The organism is Dokdonia genika (genome assembly GCF_042652845.1).
GTDB lineage: Bacteria > Bacteroidota > Bacteroidia > Flavobacteriales > Flavobacteriaceae > Dokdonia > Dokdonia donghaensis.
In genome coordinates, this window is record NZ_JBHSHB010000003.1 from 74955 (window position 1) to 94932 (window position 19978).

Genomic DNA, 19978 nt, shown 5'->3' on the forward strand with positions numbered 1-19978 from the left:
CTAGCAACTATCCATACTCGTGAAAAAACCTGTACCACCTATAAATGAACAAGAAAGGCTTAAAGCGCTACGTAGCTATGAGTTACTGGATACGTTACCAGAAGAGGCTTATGATACTATTACAAAGCTAGCCTCTTATATATGTGATACTCCCATATCACTAGTGACGCTTCTTGATGTAGATAGAAATTTCTTAAAATCTAGATTAGGTATTGAGTTCTCTGAGTCACCAAGAGATATTTCTTTTTGCGGACACGCTATTCTTACAGAAAATCCCATTTTTATAGTAGAAGATGCTCGGGTAGATGAGCGTTTTCAAGACAACCCGCTAGTAAAAGATTTTAAAGCAATATTTTATGCTGGTGTCCCTCTTAAAACCCAAGATGGCCACGCATTAGGAACTTTATGTGTATATGATCACAAGCCTAGAACGCTAGATGAAAAACAGCAAGAGGCACTGCTAGGTTTAGCAAAGCAAGTTATTTTATTATTTGAGGCACGTAAAAGAAATATTGAACTCCAGAAATCACAACAAGAGACAACAGCCCGCAATAATAGACTAGAAGACTTTGCAAGACTTATTGCTCACGATCTAAAATCACCATTATCAAGTATAGAAGGTCTTGTAAACCAACTCAACGAAGATTATGCAGAAGAAAATGATGAAGACTTTACAGTCTTTATGGAACATCTAAGTACGTCTACAAAATCTATGAGGAGCTACATAGATGGCTTACTTGAATATTATCGAGCAGATAATTTGCTCGTGACAAAAGATGATGCTTCGCTTGATACTATAGTAAGTGAAGTAAAAAACCTTCACAAATCTAGTGATGTTACTATCACTCTTAATAAAAATATTGATCTCAAAGCAGTACCCGTCGTGGCTATTGAGCAAGTTATATCTAACCTCATAGATAACGGTGTTAAGTATAACACAAGTGAGCATCCAGAGATAACTTTAAGTGGCACTATTACTAAAGATTTTTATAGCATCTCAGTGGCAGATAACGGTGTGGGTATACCAGAAGATAAGCAGGCTCATATTTTTGAGCCTTTTAAAACTATGGGGACAAATGATCGCAATGGTAATAAAGGTACGGGTATGGGCCTTGCTACCGTAAAAAAACTTGTAGAAGCATTAGGCGGTACTATTACTGTAGACTCTACTGTGGGAAAGGGAAGTATTTTCACTTTTACTATTAGGCGATAAAGGGTCTTTTATCTATTTTTGAACAAATCAGAAAACCCTTATGCAGTTTAGACATCCAGAACTACTTTATGCCTTGTTCTTGCTGCTTATCCCTATTATTGTTCACTTATTTCAACTACGCAAGTTTAAGACTGAGGCTTTTACAAATGTTGCTTTCCTCAAGAAGATTAAGACTCAAACTCGTAAAAGTAATTCGGTAAAAAAATGGCTTGTTTTACTCACTCGTATGGGATTGCTGGCAGCTATTGTATTTGCTTTTGCTCAACCATTTATACCACAATCTGATATAGCAACGCTACCTAAGGAGACTATTATTTATCTTGATAACTCTTATAGTATGCAAGCAAAAGGCCCTTCTGGTCAACTTTTAAAAACCGCTGCGCAAGACCTTATTACCAACCTACAAGAAGATCAAAAGTTTACCCTGCTCACAAATAATGCAGCATATAGAAACACCACAGTAAAAGATATAAGAAATGAGTTGCTACAACTCCCCTTTACTGCTACACAACTTTCTGAAGAGGCGGTCACACTAAAAGCTCAAAAGGAATTTACAAAGGACCCCTCTACAAGTAAAAGGCTCATCCTTATTTCAGACTATCAAGAAAAAGGAACGCCTTACCAACTCCCTGCTTCAAACGTTTTAAAAAACTACATACAGCTACAACCCGTTCTAAAAAATAATGTGAGCATTGATTCTATTTATGTTTCTGCAAGAAAAGCTTCGGGACTAGAGCTTACCGTGTTACTCTCTACACTAGAAAAAAGAGAGACTAATACCGCTGTATCTCTTTATAATGGAAACACCCTACTAGCAAAGGGAACGGCTTCCTTTAATGATGATCTCATAACAAGTGTTCTGTTTACAATAAAAAGTGAAGATGGCTTAGAGGGTCGCGTGGTTATAGATGATCCTTTATTACAGTTTGATAACACATTATTTTTTACAATAAATAAAGATAGACCTATACGTGTGCTAGCTATTAATGGTGGTAATTCAAATTACTTACAACGCATTTTTACCGCTCCAGAGTTTGAGTACACCACAACCACGCTCAAAGATTTAGATTACAGTAAGATTCCTGAGGCAAATTATGTCATTTTAAATGAAGTGACAGATATTCCGTCATCTCTTATTGGGGTTATAGACGCTTTCGCGAAAGCGGGAGGAATCTGCACAATAATACCTAATAGCACCACATCACCAAACGCTTACAATCTAACACTTCAAAATCTAGCTTCTCTACAGGTTACAGCAAAGCAAAACGAAAAGCAACTAGTCACAACAATCAATTATGACCACCCTATTTATAGAGACGTTTTTGATACTAGAATTGATAATTTTCAATATCCATCTGTAAGTGAATCATACGCTATAGCTGGTGGCGATCCTATTTTAAAATTTCAAGACGGATCAACTTTTTTAACTGCTCAAAACGGCATCTATGCATTCTCTGGGAGTCTTTCACAAGAAAACTCAAATTTTAAAAGTTCACCACTCATTGTGCCTACTTTTTATAATATGGCTAGACAAAGTTTGCAACTCCCAGATCTATATATGAATACGGGGGTTACAAACACCTATGATATCCCACTAGTATTACAAGACGATGAAGTTATCACACTTGAGCAAAGCACTGCTCAAGAAAATAATTTTATACCATTACAGCAATCTAAAGGTAGTAGAGTACAGATCACAACAACACAGCGCCCACAAGTGGCAGGTAATTATAACGTGCAGTATGGTACAAACACGTTACAGCAAGTGAGTTATAATTATACCAGGTCAGAAAGCAACTTGCGATATGCACAGCTAGATAATGATAAAAATTACCATACCTCAATTAAAAGTCTTTTTGACAAATTTGAGAGCAGTGATAATGTACAATCTCTTTGGAAATGGTTTATTATTTTTGCCTTACTATTTCTACTATTAGAAATCCTGATTTTAAAATTCTATAAATGAAAGTACTCATAAAGAACGCCACAATCATAGATAGTGAGAGCCCCTACCACGGCACAACACAAGATATTAGGATTAAGGATGGACTCATTATAGAAATAGGTCAAAAACTAGCGAGTCTTAAAGGTGAAACGACAGTTGAAAAAGAAGATTTACACATCTCGCAAGGCTGGTTTGACACTAGCGTGAGTATGGGGCAGCCCGGTTATGAGGAGCGAGAGACTATAGATAATGGTCTTAATGTAGCTGCTCGTAGCGGTTTTACAGGTGTTGCACTTAACCCAAACACATATCCTATAATAGATACGAGCTCTGACATAACATTTGTAAAAAAAATGGCAGAGGGACACGCAACATCATTATATCCTATAGGTGCGCTTACGCGAAATAGTGAGAGCGTAGATCTTGCAGAATTATATGATATGCAACAATCTGGAGCTGTAGCCTTCGGCGATTACCAGACCCCTATTAAAAATCCAAATCTCCTTAAAATTGCATTACAATATACTCAGGGATTTAATGGACTTGTATTGTCATTTCCGCAAGAACAGCAAATAGCTGGTAAAGGAATGGTAAATGAAGGTGTAATGAGCACAAGAGTGGGCCTTAAAGGTATACCTGCCATTGCAGAGAGTTTACAGATAGCAAGAGATTTACATATTTTAGAATATGCAGGTGGCAATCTTCATATACCCACGGTCTCTACAAAAGAAGGAGTTGACTTAATACGAGCTGCAAAAAGTAAAAAGCTTAACGTCACTTGTAGTGTTGCTATTCATAATTTATGCCTTACAGATGATATTATAGAAGATTTTGACACACGTTATAAAGTCTTACCTCCTCTTAGAAATAAAGAACACGTAGAGGCCCTTGTAGCAGCAGTAAAAGATGGAACTATAGATACTGTCACAAGTGACCATAATCCGCTAGACGTAGAACGTAAGAATGTAGAGTTTGATAATGCTATGTACGGTGCAATAGCTCAAGAGGCTACTTTTAAAGCACTTCTTACAATAGTTTCAGAAAAAAGAGCTATAACACTACTTACAGCAGGAAGAAATCTATTTATAGGTCAAAATAACCCTGTAAAAGAACAAGTTAAGGCAGATCTTACACTGTTCTCTACAAAGGGAAGCAAGACATTTACAAAACAAGATATTCTCTCAAGTTCTCAGAATGCCATATTTCTTAATAAGAAAGTAAAAGGTGAGGTTTATGGTATTATAGCAAATAATCAAGTAGTACTTAACTAATGGATGAAAACACAGTATTTGAAGGTAAAACAGCTGCCGTTGTAAGCTACATTACCTTTGTAGGTCTTATCATAGCTTATTTTATGAATAGCGAGTCAAAAAATGAATTTGCCGCCTTTCACTTAAGACAATCATTAGGTTTAACATTAAGCTACTTCTTAATTATGATGCCTCTAAGCTATCTTAATATACCTATGGCATCACTTGGGTTTCTTGTACTATTCTTTGCCCTATGGCTTTATGGTATCATCTCTGCCTTTCAAGGAAAGAGACAACTAGTTCCTCTAGTAGGTTCTTTTTATCAGAATATACTGGGAGGAAATAACAATAACTAGCATTACACATACCTATGACACTGTCATTAGAACACATTATACAAAAGCCTACCATCACCTCTAGTGATAAAGCACCACTACTACTCCTACTTCACGGTTATGGAAGTAATGAAGAAGACTTATTTAGCTTTGCAGAGGAGTTACCAAAAAATTATTTTATCATATCTGCCAGAGCACCTATTGCAATGCAGCCATATGGTAATGCGTGGTATCATATAAGTATAGATCCAGATGGAGTAAAATCATCAGATAATGATGGTGCACGTCAATCTAGAGATCTCATTGCAAATTTTATAGATGAAGCAATTACAGCTTATAAACTAGACAAGCATAATGTGACGCTATTAGGCTTCAGCCAAGGAACCATCTTAAGCTATGCTGTAGCTCTTACCTATCCAGAAAAAATTAAAAATGTGATAGGTCTAAGTGGCTATATTAATGAGGACATTATTGAGCTTAAGAGCAATCCCTCTTATGCGCACCTCAATGTATACAACTCACACGGTACGGTAGACCAAGTAATACCTATAGATGCTGCTCGCAAAACACCTCCGTACCTTGAGAAAGTAGGCATAAGCACTACTCTAAGTGAGTTTCCGGTAGGTCACGGCGTGCACCCTACTAATTTTTATGAGTTTAAAAAATGGCTTGAAGAGCAAATATAATTTAGTTAGGATAAACTAAGCTTTCTACACGATTGTAATCTACAGAGCCATCTTCATTTACGAAATACTCCACTAGTATTTCTCCCCATTTTTTACCATCTGAGAAGTCGGCTATAATCCATCTGTGGTTCAAAATTTGTACACGATTGATTTGAAAAGGTCTCCCGTCACCTACAAAGTTTATAAGATCATTGCCCTTTGCAGTATTCTTTGCATATAAACCATCTACTATAGCTGGCTTTATCTCTTCCACAACAAGGTTATCATTATCAAAGTATTCCTTTGTATTTTCATTACCTAAAAGTGTAAAATACTCTGTATTTGCAAGTCTATCTTCTAGAGCGCTATAAAGAGAATCTTTCTTAGCTATCTTTTGCTCTAGTTTCGTTATTCTGCGACCTTGGTATTCAAGACCTTTGCTACTATTTATGTATTGAAATATGATATATAATGCAGCAAATAAAAATAGGTATAAAAAAATATTTCTTCTCATAATTAAGTAGTTAGGGTAAGGCCATCATAGGCTATATAAACATTTTCTGGGAGCTTTGCTTCGGCTTCTGCGTGAAAACCTAGATGATGACTTATATGTGTTAAATATGCTTTTTTTGGATTAATTCTAGCTATTAAAGATAGAGCCTCGTCAACGTTAAGATGCGTTCTATGTGGCTCCTCACGCAAGCAATTAAGAACAAGTATTTCAAGATTTTTAAGCTTAGCTATCTCCTTTTCTGCAATAGTTTTTACATCTGTGAGATAGGCAATTTTTTCAAACCGATACCCAAATACTTGTAAATCTCCGTGATAAACTTCTACAGGGGTTACCATAATATTACCCAGAGAGATAGGTTCATTATTTTTAACCTCGTGAGAAGTTACACTTGGGGCACCGGGGTATCTATTTTCTGTAGCGAAAATATATTCAAAACGCTCTTCTAGATTTTTAATCACTCTTTTATGACCGTAAATAGGCATATTACCTTGTCTAAAAACAAAAGGTCTTATATCATCTAGCCCCGCAACGTGGTCTGCGTGCTCGTGGGTAAATAATATACCGTGCAAAGGAGCAGGATCACCTGCTGGTGTGCGCTTTCGCGAAAGCGTACTTAACATCTGTTGTCTAAAATCTGGCCCACAATCTATCACATAGTTATACTCGTCCCACTCTATAAGCACAGACACGCGCAATCTTTTATCACGTGGATCATCACTAAGACACACGGGATGCGTGCTTCCTATAATGGGAATGCCTTGTGAGGTGCCGGTACCGAGAAAGGTGATTTTCACGTAAGTGTAACTAGATTAAGAAACTGTAGTAGCTAATAATTCTCTCACAAAAATACAGTTATTTTTTTGGCTAGTAGCCCCTTTTTGTATCTTTGGTTAACCATTAAAAGATGGAAAAAACAATACTATGGCTGTTACAATTTTAGGAGATAAAGACTTTGAAAAAGTACCTCCCCTCAAGAATAAAGTTCTTAGAGTAAATCTTAACAATAATATATATGGAACTTTTGCAGAGATAGGTGCTGGGCAAGAGACCGTACGTCACTTTTTTAGAGCAGGTGGAGCAAGTGGTACGATTGCAAAAGCAATGAGTGCTTATGACAAAGACTTTTCTGATGCTATATATGGTGTAGAAGATGACGGTCGTTACGTGACAGAAAAGCGTCTTAAAAAGATGCTTTCTCACGAGATGAAGCTTATAGAAGATCGTATATCTCGTTACAAGCAGCCAGATAAAATCTTCTTTACGTATGCAAATACGGTTGCTACTATAGATTTTGCAAAGAAGTATAAAGGACACGGATGGGTAGGTATACGTTTTCAAATCTCTCCAGAAGGTGAGTTTAATGAGATTATTTTACACGTTCGTTTTCACGAAAATGATGCTCGTTTACAACAGTTAACTTTAGGTACACTGGGTGTAAACCTTATATATGGTGCTTTTTACAAGCACGATAATCCTAAAAATTTATTACGCTATCTATACGATCACATAGATCAAGATCAGATAGAGATAGACACGATAAACTTCTCTGGACCTCAGTTTGAACACGTAGATAACCGTCTTATGAGTTTACAACTTGTAAAGAATGGTATGACAGAGGCCGTAATGTTTGATGCAAAAGGTAACAACATCTTACCAGCAGCTTTACTTTACAAGAAAAACGTACTAGCCCTACGTGGTAGCTTTAGACCAGTTACTAAGGTTAATATGGATATGTTTGAAAAAGCATATAAAATGTTTGTAGAAGCAAACCGTGTTAATGAGAAAAAGACAGAGGCCATTTTTGAAATCACTTTATCAAACCTCCGTGCAGAAGGAGATATAGATGAAGAAGATTTTATGGCAAGAGCACGACTGCTTGGCTCACTAGGGCAAACAGTGATGATCTCAAACTTTAAAGAGTACTACCGTGTAGTTGAGTATTTCTCAAACTATACTAAGGAGCGTATGGGTCTAGTAATGGGCGTAAACAATCTCATAGATATATTTGACACAAGCTACTACCGTCATTTGAGTGGAGGTATACTAGAGGCTTTTGGAAAACTGTTCTTTAAAGATCTTAAGGTATTCTTATACCCTATGAAAGATCCAAAAACAGGAGAGTACACTACAAGTGATAACCTGAAGGTGCACCCACGTATGAAGGAACTTTACAAGTTCTTTAAGCTTAACGGTAAAGTATTAGATATAGAAAATTACGATCCAGCAATCACAGATATATTCTCAAGAGAGGTATTACGTATGATATCAGACGGTGAGTCTGGTTGGGAAGATATGCTCCCAGAAGGCGTTTCTGAACTTATAAAGTCTCGTAACCTATTCGGTTATCAAGCATCTGCATTACTAGAGGCAGATAAATAGTATCAACATTATAGCAATAGAAAAAGCCTTAAGTATTTTACTTAAGGCTTTTTTTAATTTTAATTTACTTGTTAAGCATCTAGCAGTTGAGCAGCGTGATCCTTAGTTTTTACTTTTTTGATAACATCTGTAACTACACCTTCTTCATCTACCTTAAAGGTCATACGGTGTATGCCGTCATATTCTTTACCCATAAACTTTTTAAGTCCCCATACGCCAAAGGCGTTTATCACCGTCTTGTCTTCATCTGCAAGAAGCTGGAAAGGAAACTCATACTTAGTTGCAAAATTTTTCTGGCGCTTCTCAGAGTCTGCGCTTACCCCTAGTAAGTGGTAGCCTTGGTCTTGTAGTTCCTTATAATTATCTCTAAGATTACAAGCTTCTGCCGTACATCCAGGTGTACTAGCCTTAGGATAAAAAAATACAATAAGCTTCTTCCCTTTAAAATCAGAAAGGCTTACGCTATTTCCATCTTGATCTGTTGTAGTAAAATCTGGGACCTTATCCCCTACTTCTAGTGTATTCATCTTCAATTTAAAATTTATTGTGGTTGTGATATCTCATTTCACATCTCACAATGGTTAATTACCTTTACATAACAATAGGATCATCTCATAAAGACCATCACTTTTATAAAGTTACGAGTTATCTCTATTAACAAAAAGAAATACACTTTTAAGGTGCTATAAATTCTCAATAAAGCAATGACTAAGCAAGAAAAGGTTGACTTCACTATAGATACACTACAAGAGCTTTATCCTCAAATCCCTATTCCTCTAGATCATAAAGATCCCTACACGCTTCTTATAGCCGTGCTTATGAGTGCACAGAGCACAGATGTGCGAGTAAACCAGATTACACCACTACTATTTGAGGTGGCAGATAATCCTTATGATATGGTAAAGCTTACCGTAGAAGAAATAAGAGAGATTATAAAGCCCGTAGGACTCTCACCTATGAAGGCAAAAGGTATACACGGATTGTCACAAATGCTTATAGAAAAATATAATGGTGTTGTACCTGCTAGCATAGAGAAGCTTACAGAGTTTCCCGCTGTGGGCCATAAAACTGCGAGTGTTGTTGTTGCTCAGGCCTTTGGTATACCAGCTTTTCCTGTAGATACGCATATCCATAGACTTATGTACCGCTGGGGCTTTACAAATGGTAAAAATGTGGTGCAAACAGAAAAGGATGCAAAGCGCCTCTTTCCAGAACATCTCTGGAATGATCTTCACCTCCAAATCATCTGGTACGGCCGAGATTACTCACCTGCTAGAGGATGGGACTTAGAAAAAGATATCATTACAAAAACCATAGGCCGTAAGACAGTGCTTACAGACTATGAAAAAATGATGGCCAAAAGAAAGAAGAAAAAATAAGTTTACGCTTTCGCGAAAGCGTACTCAAAACCCATAAAAAAACCCCGATGACTAGTCGGGGTTTTCTCAAAGTTTAGTTGATGAGTGCTTCAAACTTCATCGATTTATAATGTATAACACTTAAAGCCTTAGAGTAGTTCAAGAGATAATCTACAGTCTCTTTTTTTGGTTCATATGGGGTCGTCTTTTTATTACCTGACGAAGGTTTAGAGTAAAGTTTTGCCATTCGGATTTTCTTTGGTTCTTATCAAGAACGCAAAAAAGTATGGCTTATTATGTTAATTTGTTAAAACTATGTTATTTGTATCAATCACTTTTCTCAAATTGATCAATGCATAACGCATTCTTCCCAGTGCAGTATTAATACTCACTCCCGTGCGCTCTGAGATTTCTTTAAAACTCATCTCTTGGTAAATACGCATTTTAAGTACTTCCTTTTGATCTTCTGGTAGCTCTTCAATGATACGTTTTACATCTCTGTTTACTTGATCACGTACCATTTGCTTCTCAGCATTAAGACTATTATCACTCAGTACAGAAAATATTGAAAACTCACCCGTGTTATCAAATTTAGGCATACGGTTATTACGTCTAAAGTGGTCTATCACTAGATTGTGAGCAATACGCATTACCCAAGGTAAAAACTTACCTTCTTCATTGTACTTTCCTTTTTTAAGCGTTTTAATGACTTTAATAAAAGTATCTTGAAAAATATCTTCAGAGATATCACGATCATACACCTTTGAGTATATAAAACTATATATACGTTGTTTATGCCTTGCGATAAGCATAGCTAATGATTTTTCGTCTCCTTTGATGTAATTGCTAACGAGCGTAGCATCTGTAATTAAAACACTTTTCATAAGTACCACTTTGTAGATTAAAATTGCTAGAACCTCCATTCTAGCCCAAAATTTTATAAAGTAGTATTATGCTATACGCAGTTTGTTTTTGTGTTTATGACCGTAAATATATAATAATTATGTTAACCTTTCTTAAAAAATGGGGTATTTACACAATATTTTAATTAAAACATCTTAAAACCCGTCTTTACTCGGTTTTAATAGCACTACACTTTCGGTATCTTTGTTAGATATCTAAAGAATTGCGATGCTTATAGACGTTGAGGATGTAAATCCTAAGAAGAATATTATCATTAAGGGTGCCAAACTCCACAATCTCAAAAATATTAATGCTGTTATCCCTAGAAACAAACTTGTGGTCATCACAGGACTCTCTGGATCTGGCAAATCCTCATTAGCCTTTGACACACTCTATGCCGAAGGACAGCGTCGCTATGTAGAAAGTTTATCATCATATGCCAGACAGTTTTTAGGCAGGTTAGATAAACCTAAGGTAGACTATATAAAAGGTATTGCTCCTGCTATTGCTATTGAGCAAAAGGTAAACAGCACAAATCCTAGATCTACCGTAGGTACCTCTACAGAGATTTATGATTATCTTAAATTGCTCTTTGCCCGTATAGGCAAGACCTACTCGCCTGTGTCTGGCAATGAGGTGAAAAAGGATACCGTTACAGATGTGGTAAAGTATATTTTGGCTTTCGCCAAAAGAGAAAAACTCCTGCTCCTCGCTCCTATTCACTTAGAAAAAGGAAGAAAAATTGAATCAAAACTTCAAGCTCTTTTACAACAAGGATATGCACGTATACAAGTAAAAGGAGAAGTAAAACGCCTAGATGAAGTAGCCGAAATAGGTTCTAAGCTTAAAGCGAAAGACATTCTACTTGTGGTAGACCGTATCATCACAAATCCAGAAGATGAAGATTTTGTAAATCGTCTCTCAGACGCCATACAAACAGCGTTTTTTGAAGGTAAAGGAACGCTCTTTATAGAAAAAATGGAAGACGGCTCACGACGCCAGTTCTCAAATAAGTTTGAGCTAGATGGGATGTCATTCTTAGAGCCTAACGTACATTTATTTTCTTTTAATAATCCTTATGGTGCCTGCCCCACTTGTGAGGGCTATGGTGATGTAATAGGTATAGATGAAGATCTCGTAGTGCCTAACACGGCACTCTCTGTGTATGAGAATGCTATTTTCCCTTGGAGAGGTGATAGTATGAGTCATTACAGAGACCAACTAGTTAATCGTGCATATAAGTTTGACTTCCCTATACACAAACCTTGGTTTGAACTCACGCCAGAACAGCAGCAGCTTGTTTGGGAAGGTAATACACACTTTGACGGACTCAATAAGTTCTTTAAATTCTTAGAGTCTAAAGCTTATAAAATACAAAACCGGGTGATGCTCTCTCGTTACCGCGGTAAGACCAAGTGTAATACCTGTAAAGGTAAACGCCTGCGCCCAGAGGCAACCTACGTGAAGATAGGAGGAAAAAACATAGTAGACCTTGTAGAGTTACCACTTAACGAAGTAGAAGACTTTTTTAATGGATTAACGCTTAATGAATATGATACTACGGTAGCAAAGCGATTACTTACAGAAATAAAAAGTAGGTTACAATTTTTACAAAAAGTAGGACTCAACTATCTCACACTTAATAGAAAATCTAACACACTCTCTGGTGGTGAGTCACAACGTATTAACCTCGCTACATCATTAGGTAGTAGCCTTGTAGGCTCTATGTATATTCTTGATGAACCTAGCATAGGTTTGCACCCTAGAGATACAGAAAAACTCATAGAGGTCCTTAAGTCCCTAAGAGATTTGGGCAACACAGTCATCGTCGTAGAGCACGATGAGGATATTATGAAACAAGCAGACTTCATAATAGATATAGGGCCAGAAGCAGGAACCTTTGGGGGTGACGTAGTTGCAGTAGGTGACTATGATGATATCCTTAAAAGTGAGTCACTCACGGCGGGATATCTAAATGGAACATTAGAAATAGAGGTGCCTAAAAAGCGTAAAACTTCAAAATACTATGCAGAGGTTATAGGTGCTAGAGAAAATAATCTTAAAAATGTAGATGTACGTTTTCCTCTAGGAGTTTTTACGGCTGTTACAGGTGTTTCTGGAAGTGGTAAGTCCACACTTGTACGTAAGATCCTCTATCCTGCTATGCTTAAAGCTATAGGAGGTTATGGTGAGAAAGCAGGACAGTTTACAAAACTCACAGGTAATTATGATAACATAAAAACCATAGAGTATGTAGATCAAAACCCAATAGGAAGATCTTCTAGATCAAATCCGGTAACTTACATCAAAGCTTACGATGATATTAGAAAGCTATTTGAAAGTCAGAAGCTTAGTAAAATAAGAAATTATAAAGCAAAGCACTTTTCTTTTAATGTAGACGGTGGTCGTTGTGAGACTTGTAAAGGTGAAGGCGAGGTAACTATCGAGATGCAATTTATGGCAGATGTGCATCTTGTATGTGAGACGTGTAAGGGCAAAAGATTTAAAAAAGAAGTGCTTGAGATAACCTTTAATGGTAAAAATATAGACGATATCCTCACGATGACTATTGACGATGCGGTGTCATTTTTCACAGAACATAATGAGGCAAAAATAACACGTAAATTAAAGCCACTTCAAGATGTAGGCCTAGGATATGTAACTTTAGGACAAAGCTCTTCTACCCTATCTGGTGGTGAGGCACAACGTATAAAGCTTGCAAGCTTTCTCGTAAAAGGAACTACAAAGGACAAGACGTTATTCATTTTTGATGAGCCTACTACGGGACTTCACTTTCACGATATAAAAAAGCTCCTAGCTTCTTTTGAGGCTCTTATTGAAAAAGGTCACTCTATCATTGTTGTAGAGCATAATATGGATCTTGTAAAATGTGCAGACTATGTTATTGATATGGGACCAGAAGGTGGTAAAAATGGAGGAAAACTCGTAGCCGCCGGAACACCAGAAGAAGTTGCAAAAAATAAGAAATCATTTACCGGTACATACTTAAAGGAAAAACTCTAAGCATCTACTAATTAGATATTACCTCCGAAAGTCCTATTTTAGTACAATGGGACTTTCTAACTTTATAAAAAACCTCGTTCAAGCTACAAAAACTACAGCTTTTGATCCTGGTGTATTTAATGATGAGCTTGCCAGTAAAGTTAGTTGGTCACCTAAGGCTGGCGGTGGCGCAAACTTTAAGACTAAGAGCTTAGTAAAAATCTCTGATAGCGAACTTCAATATAAAGCCTCCTCTTTTGGAAAAATTTTTGGGGCTATTTTTATATTATTCCCGCTGGCTTTTGTTGCATTAGGAGGTTTTACAGTATTCAAATTTGGGGTACAGCTAGAAGGAATTTTATTTATGATCATCCCACTTTTATTCATTGCCGTAGGTATCTATATCCTTAGAAAATTCAATACTACAATTACATTTAATAAGTCATCAGGCTATTTTCATAAAAGTAAAAAGAAAGAAGTAACAAGCCTAGCTGTGCAAGAAGATGCACATAATTTTAAGCTAGACACCATAAAGGCTTTACAAATTTTACCAGAGCGTGTGCGTGGAGATAAAAGCTCTTACACCAGCTATGAGATTAATCTTGTATTTGAAGATGGTAGCCGTTATAATATTGTTGATCACGGCCACAGAAAGAGTATTGAAACAGATGCTGTAACACTAAGTGATTTTTTAGGAATTCCCGCCTGGAATAAAATGACAGGAACCACCTATATATCTTCATCTAGTGCTACAAGCTCTTCATATAACAGCCTTGAACCTCACGATCTAAGATCAAATAAAAATAAAACTAGCTATGATTCGTCATCAACGACTTATGCTAGTGATAGTACTTATGAGACAGATGATCTAGATAGCGATTATGACTCAACTAAACCTCGAAAAATGTAGTATCACGCTTTCGCGAAAGCGTAACAAAAACCATCAACACGTTTAATTATGAAAAACCTATTACTACTGTTACTTCTGTTTTCAATTACGTTTGTGAGGTCACAATCTGATACAGAGATTTTTCTGTTTGATATCGATGCCACGCAAGACAAACCTGTGCTTAACAACAAAAAAAACATTAGTCAAAATAATGGCTATGACAGCCAGCCACAATTTCTGGCAGATAATGTGATTATTTATGCTGGTACTCGTGAAGGGCAAACAGAAATCATACAGTATATGAGAGGCACTTCAAAACAGTTTAACATAAGCACTCAAGGAGGAGAATACTCTCCGCAGTTTATGATGGGTAAACGAGGAATCTCTGCAGTGCGTCTAGATCCAGATGGTCTACAGCGTTTATATCACTATCTACCCAGAAAAACAGAAACTCCTACCCTAGTTAAAGATGCGGTAGTGGCTTACTATACTTGGTTTGACAAGAATACCATTGTAGGAGCAGATATTGTTGGAGATAATTTACATCTAGTAATTCATCACTTAGATAGTAAAAAAACAGAAGACCTGAAGATAGCAGTAGGTAGATCTTTTCATAAAATACCTGAGACTCCTCTGGTAAGTTTCATAGACAAAACTTCACAACCTTGGATGGTAAAATCTTTTGACCCAGCTACAAAAAAGATAACGAATATTATACCACTAGATGAGGGCGTAGAAGATATAAACTGGTTACCAGATGGTCGATTACTTGCGGCAAAGGGGAATACCATTTTTGTAAAAGACAAAAACGCGTGGAAGGTCTTCCATAGTTTTAAAGATACTGCGCTACAAGACATCACACGGTTTGCTATTGCACCTAGTGGTAACCAGATTGCTATTGTATCTACAATCTCACAACCAAAATCTAAGTAATCATTTATCTATCATAAAGATGAAAAACAATAGCACAATGAAGACAAAAACAAATCGGCAACTTATTTTGAGTATGGCATTTATACTCACATCTGTAATTGTCACTGCTCAAGGCTTTACTTATAATGAGGGCACAGACGGTGACCTCTCAGACCAATTTGACGCTCCTAGTGGTCCTTTTATTCTCGAGGTAGGAGATAATAGCATTACAGCAGATCAACAGGGTAATCCTCGTGATATAGATTATATCACGATAACATTGCCTCCAGATTTACAGCTAGATCAACTTATTCTTGACGGTTATACCGCAGAGGGTACCAATAATGAGGCATTTATAGGCTTGCAAGAAGGCAACGCGTTTACAACAGATGCAATGACTACAACGGCAAGTGATTTACTAGGAGGTATGACGTATGGTAGCGGTAATCTAGATACAGATTTACTACCACAAATTGGGCAATTAGGCACAGGCTTTACCCCACCACTACCTACGGGAACTTATACCTTCTGGCTTAATCAAACAGGCCCTAACTCTCAGGCTACGCTTAGATTTGTAGTTTCAGGAACTCTAGATATAGAAGAAGTTACCACGCAAAATGATATAGTAATCTACCCTAACCCTGTACGCGAGACGCTTCATATAAGCGCCCCAAACACAACTGTGCAAAAACTCGAAATCTACAATATCACAGGACAATTAATAGTCTCGCAGGCTACTCTATCACCTGTAACATTTAGTGCCGCACCGTCCGGAATCTATTTTGTAAAAGTCTTTACAAGCTCTGGTATTATTACTCAAAAAATTAACAAACTATAATATTAATGAAACACCTATTAACCATCTGTTTACTCACACTCGCATTATCGAGCTGTAAAGAATCTACAACAACTGCATCCCCATCTTCAGACCTTGTTGAAGATACAAGTGAGATACCTAATAATAAGATAGACCACCAGTTACGACAAGTTCAAAAAGCTACTATTGCACCAGAGCTGGACGGAAAGGCAGATGATCCCATATGGAAAAGTGTGAGCTGGCAACAATTAGATCAAAAATGGCTGGGAGATGATTATACTGCACAAGATTTCGCTGGTCGTTACAAACTTGCTTGGACTCCAGAGGCCCTATATATACTTGCAGAAATTACAGATGACGTAATTTATGATAAAGAAAAAGACCCACTCACCCTATGGTGGGATGATGACTGCCTAGAGATCTTTATAGATGAAGACAACTCTGGTGGTGGTCACCAGTTTACCCACAATGCCTTTGCATATCACGTAGCACTAGACGGTAATGTGGTAGATGTTGCACCAGGTAAAACACCTACATTGTACAATAGCCACGTACAATCTAAAACTACAACTTTAGGAGAAAATAAGATGCTGTGGGAGTGTAAGATGACCATCTATGACGCTACTTACAAAGATGGTGGTGTTAACGAGCAAAAAATACTAGCACCTAATAAAAAAATGGGCTTTGCCCTAGCCTATTGTGATAATGATGCAAGTGAAGAGCGAGAAAACTTTATAGGCTCTGTAGCCGTGCCAGGTGAAGATAAAAACAGAGGCTGGATAGACGCAGGTATTTTTGGGACTATTGAGCTCGTGGAGTAAATCTTGAGTTGCTTCGATTGTGCTGTAAGTTTTATATACACGCTTTCGCGAAAGCGGTCTACACATCAACACATTCTTTACTATCTTTAAAACAAAAATTTATACTTTATATCAATGTTAAAAAATTTACCCACCCTACACATTCCAAATCCAAAACAACTCATCACTACTTCTGTAATTACCGCTTTTACATTTTGCCTTTCTATAGGTACAAGTGTAGCGCAAACAGATACAAGAATTTATGATATTATAGATGCCGTATCTGAAGATAGATTACGGGCAGATGTAAAAAAACTTGCAGATTTTGGAACAAGACACACTTTAAGTGATACCGTTTCAAACACTCGCGGCATAGGTGCAGCTAGAAGATGGATCAAAAGTGAGTTTGAAAAAACATCTCAAGCTTGTAATAACTGTCTAGATGTTTTTTTTCAGAGTGACCTTGTAAAAAAAGGTACAAATCCTCGTATTATAAAGGATGTAGCGGTAGTAAATGTTGTTGCTGTACAGAAAGGTAGCAAGTACCCTAACCGTTACATACTAATGAGCGGTGATATAGATAGTAGAATTTCTGATCCTACAAATTATACAGATGACGCTCCTGGGGCAAATGATAATGCTAGCGGTATGGCTGGTACACTAGAAGCGGCAAGAGTATTATCAAAATATACTTTTGAAAACAGTATCATATATGTAGGCCTCTCTGGAGAAGAGCAAGGACTCTTTGGCGGAAAAGGGCTCGCAGCGTACGCAAAAGAGCAAGGCTGGGAGATAATAGGTATTATGAACAATGATATGATAGGTAATATAGAAGGTGTAGATGGAGTGATAGATAATAGAACCTTTAGAATATTTTCTGAGCCAGTCCCTCCTACTGAGACAGAGAGACAGCGCAACGCAAGACGTTTTTATGGCGGTGAGGTAGATGGTATATCAAGGCAACTAGCTCGTTTTATTTACAAAACCACAAAGACGTATATGCCAGAGATGAACCCTAGGATGATTTATAGACTAGACCGTTTTGGTCGTGGTGGTCACCACAGACCTTTTAACGACGCTGGTTTTGCTGGAATACGTATAATGGAGGCACACGAAAATTATACACAGCAACACCAAGACATACGTACAGAAAATGGAATAAATTATGGAGATACATTTGAGCACGTAAACTTTCCATATAATGCAAAACTTACAGCCGTAAATGCCATAAACCTTGCAAGCATCGCCTGGGCACCTCCTACTCCTAGTAACGTAGGTATAGGTGGTATTGTTGAGGCAAATGCACGTTTACAGTGGGATGCCGTAGAGGGCGCAGTAGCTTATAAAGTGTACTGGAGAGACACTACCTCTCCTACTTGGGATAACTCAAGACTTATCACAAATGGTACAAGTGCCACTCTTAACGGTATTGTGATAGATAACTTTTTCTTTGGCGTAGCTGCTGTAGGTAAAGATGGTCACGAGAGTCCAGTAGCATTCCCTAGTACTATTATAAGAGATTAATCTAATACCATATAGACTCAAAATGTGAGTCTGCTTAATAACAACTATATGAAATACACAAAAACCTTATGTATTGTAGGGACTATTTTAGTTTCCGCTTTCGCGAAAGCGCAAACCTCTTTTGATCAAGACATCGCTGCAGTAAAAGATAAAGTAATAGAATGGCGCAGAGACTTTCATCAAAACCCTGAACTAGGAAACAGAGAGTTTAAAACCGCCGAAAAAATAGCTAAACATTTAAAATCACTAGGTATAGAAGTACAAACCGGTGTTGCAAAGACTGGTGTTGTAGGACTTTTAAAAGGAGACTTACCAGGTAAAGTGGTTGCACTGCGAGCAGATATAGATGCATTACCAGTTACAGAACGTAATGACCTTCCTTTTAAATCTAATGTTACCACTACGTTCCTAGGTGCCGAAACTGGCGTAATGCACGCTTGTGGTCACGATACTCACACGGCTATACTTATGGGTGTTGCAGAAGTACTAGCTAAGAATAAGGATAAAATAAAAGGTTCTGTAAAGTTTGTCTTTCAACCTGCAGAAGAGGGACCACCACCAGGTGAAGAAGGAGGTGCAAAACTTATGGTGAAAGAAGGTGTATTACAAAATCCTGAGGTAGATGCTATTTTTGGGTTACATATTAATAGCGCCACACCTGTGGGAACTATACGATATAAACCAGGAGGGACTATGGCCGCAACAGAGCGCTTTGTTGTAAAAGTAAAAGGAAAGCAATCACACGGTAGCCAGCCGTGGTCTGGTGTAGACCCTATTCTTATCTCTGCTCAAATTATAGACGGTTTTCAAAGCATTATCTCTCGAGAGAGTAACTTGACAGAAGAAGCTGCCGTAATAACAGTAGGTAAGATAACCTCTGGATTACGTTTTAATATCATACCAGAAAGTGCAGAAATGATAGGTACCGTACGTACGCTTGATCCAGATATGCGTGAGAAAATTATAAGACGTATGAATGAGATGGCACGCGACATTGCAAAGGCTTACGGTGGTGAGGCAGAAATTGAATGGCAAAATATGACCGTGGTAACCTATAATGACCTTGATCTTACGGCGCAATCATTACCAACACTTCAAAAAGTAAGCGGTGCCGAAAATGTACAATTACAGAAGGCAGTTACTGGTGGCGAAGATTTCTCTTTCTTTCAAGAAAAAGTGCCTGGATTTTACTTCTTTTTAGGCGGAATGACTCCTGGAAACAAAGAAGCATTCCCTCATCACACGCCAGATTTCTTTATAGATGAAAGCGGATTTCAGCTTGGTGTAAAAGCCCTAAGTCAACTTACAGTAGACTACCTTTCGAAATAAGCTAAACAAAACACGATTTATAGAGCGTCTCTTCCTTGTGAAGAGGCGCTTTTTTTGTTTTTATTAAGATATAATTATCATAAACAAATGTTAACATCAATGTTACCTTAAGGTAAACTTTAAGACCATTTTTAGTTAAACA

General features: G+C 37.4%; 18 protein-coding genes. 14 read left to right on the forward strand and 4 right to left on the reverse strand.

Going from position 1 to position 19978, the window contains the following annotated elements; translation table 11 throughout:
- The first annotated feature begins 19 nt into the window (after nt 1–19).
- From ACFO5T_RS00290 to ACFO5T_RS00310, 5 genes are read left to right on the forward strand one after another with little or no spacing between them, the layout of a single operon-like run.
- Complete coding sequence (locus ACFO5T_RS00290; RefSeq protein ID WP_380031056.1) at nt 20–1213, forward strand: sensor histidine kinase; 1194 nt, start codon at nt 20–22, stop codon at nt 1211–1213.
- A 40-nt stretch (nt 1214–1253) separates the two neighbouring features.
- A complete protein-coding gene (locus tag ACFO5T_RS00295; protein WP_380031058.1) occupies nt 1254–3179 on the forward strand; it encodes a BatA domain-containing protein in 1926 nt (641 codons plus the stop codon).
- On the forward strand, nt 3176–4429 hold the full coding sequence (locus ACFO5T_RS00300; RefSeq protein ID WP_380031060.1) for a dihydroorotase: 1254 nt from the start codon (nt 3176–3178) through the stop codon (nt 4427–4429). The genes ACFO5T_RS00295 and ACFO5T_RS00300 overlap by 4 nt, the downstream gene beginning before the upstream one ends.
- Nucleotides 4429–4764: a DUF4870 domain-containing protein gene (locus tag ACFO5T_RS00305; RefSeq protein WP_380031062.1), complete on the forward strand. Its 336-nt coding sequence runs from the start codon at nt 4429–4431 to the stop codon at nt 4762–4764. Before ACFO5T_RS00300 ends, ACFO5T_RS00305 begins: the two co-directional genes overlap by 1 nt.
- A 14-nt stretch (nt 4765–4778) precedes the next feature.
- Nucleotides 4779–5429 (forward strand): alpha/beta hydrolase, encoded by a 651-nt coding sequence (locus ACFO5T_RS00310; RefSeq protein ID WP_380031064.1) that lies wholly within the window; start codon nt 4779–4781, stop codon nt 5427–5429.
- Between the two features lies 1 nt (nt 5430).
- Here ACFO5T_RS00310 and ACFO5T_RS00315 read toward each other — a convergent pair whose 3' ends face one another.
- Nucleotides 5431–5922 (reverse strand): hydrolase, encoded by a 492-nt coding sequence (locus ACFO5T_RS00315; protein WP_380031066.1) that lies wholly within the window; start codon nt 5920–5922, stop codon nt 5431–5433.
- A 2-nt stretch (nt 5923–5924) separates the two neighbouring features.
- Nucleotides 5925–6716, reverse strand: coding sequence for an MBL fold metallo-hydrolase (locus ACFO5T_RS00320; protein ID WP_380031069.1), 792 nt, complete (start codon nt 6714–6716; stop codon nt 5925–5927).
- A 127-nt stretch (nt 6717–6843) separates the two neighbouring features.
- Here ACFO5T_RS00320 and ACFO5T_RS00325 point away from each other — a divergent pair, with 127 nt between their 5' ends.
- Entirely contained in the window at nt 6844–8301 is a 1458-nt protein-coding gene (locus tag ACFO5T_RS00325; RefSeq protein WP_380031071.1) for a TonB-dependent receptor, read from the forward strand.
- Nucleotides 8302–8372: 71 nt separating this feature from the next.
- On the opposite strand, the gene bcp is transcribed toward ACFO5T_RS00325, so the two are convergent.
- A complete protein-coding gene (bcp, locus tag ACFO5T_RS00330) occupies nt 8373–8828 on the reverse strand; it encodes a thioredoxin-dependent thiol peroxidase (RefSeq protein WP_021779032.1) in 456 nt (151 codons plus the stop codon).
- A 177-nt stretch (nt 8829–9005) separates the two neighbouring features.
- Between bcp and ACFO5T_RS00335 the strand changes: the two genes are divergently transcribed.
- Nucleotides 9006–9680 (forward strand): endonuclease III domain-containing protein, encoded by a 675-nt coding sequence (locus tag ACFO5T_RS00335; protein WP_380031073.1) that lies wholly within the window; start codon nt 9006–9008, stop codon nt 9678–9680.
- A gap of 278 nt (nt 9681–9958) precedes the next feature.
- Here ACFO5T_RS00335 and ACFO5T_RS00340 read toward each other — a convergent pair whose 3' ends face one another.
- On the reverse strand, nt 9959–10543 hold the full coding sequence (locus tag ACFO5T_RS00340) for an RNA polymerase sigma factor (RefSeq protein ID WP_038600795.1): 585 nt from the start codon (nt 10541–10543) through the stop codon (nt 9959–9961).
- 247 nt (nt 10544–10790) lie between these two features.
- On the opposite strand from ACFO5T_RS00340, the gene uvrA reads away from it, so the two are divergent.
- From uvrA to ACFO5T_RS00375, 7 genes are all read left to right on the forward strand, one after another.
- Nucleotides 10791–13586 (forward strand): excinuclease ABC subunit UvrA, encoded by a 2796-nt coding sequence (gene uvrA, locus ACFO5T_RS00345; RefSeq protein ID WP_380031076.1) that lies wholly within the window; start codon nt 10791–10793, stop codon nt 13584–13586.
- Nucleotides 13587–13632: 46 nt separating this feature from the next.
- Nucleotides 13633–14475: a hypothetical protein gene (locus ACFO5T_RS00350; RefSeq protein ID WP_380031078.1), complete on the forward strand. Its 843-nt coding sequence runs from the start codon at nt 13633–13635 to the stop codon at nt 14473–14475.
- A gap of 48 nt (nt 14476–14523) precedes the next feature.
- The gene (locus ACFO5T_RS00355; RefSeq protein ID WP_380031080.1) at nt 14524–15387 is read left to right on the forward strand and encodes a TolB-like translocation protein; all 864 of its coding nucleotides are present in this window, start codon (nt 14524–14526) and stop codon (nt 15385–15387) included.
- Nucleotides 15388–15424: 37 nt separating this feature from the next.
- A complete protein-coding gene (locus ACFO5T_RS00360; RefSeq protein ID WP_380031082.1) occupies nt 15425–16204 on the forward strand; it encodes a T9SS type A sorting domain-containing protein in 780 nt (259 codons plus the stop codon).
- Between the two features lie 5 nt (nt 16205–16209).
- Nucleotides 16210–17004 (forward strand): sugar-binding protein, encoded by a 795-nt coding sequence (locus ACFO5T_RS00365; protein WP_380031085.1) that lies wholly within the window; start codon nt 16210–16212, stop codon nt 17002–17004.
- Between the two features lie 114 nt (nt 17005–17118).
- Nucleotides 17119–18507, forward strand: a complete 1389-nt coding sequence (locus ACFO5T_RS00370) for a M28 family peptidase (protein ID WP_380031087.1) — start codon at nt 17119–17121, stop codon at nt 18505–18507.
- 48 nt (nt 18508–18555) lie between these two features.
- On the forward strand, nt 18556–19836 hold the full coding sequence (locus ACFO5T_RS00375; protein ID WP_380031089.1) for an amidohydrolase: 1281 nt from the start codon (nt 18556–18558) through the stop codon (nt 19834–19836).
- Nucleotides 19837–19978: the final 142 nt, after the last annotated feature.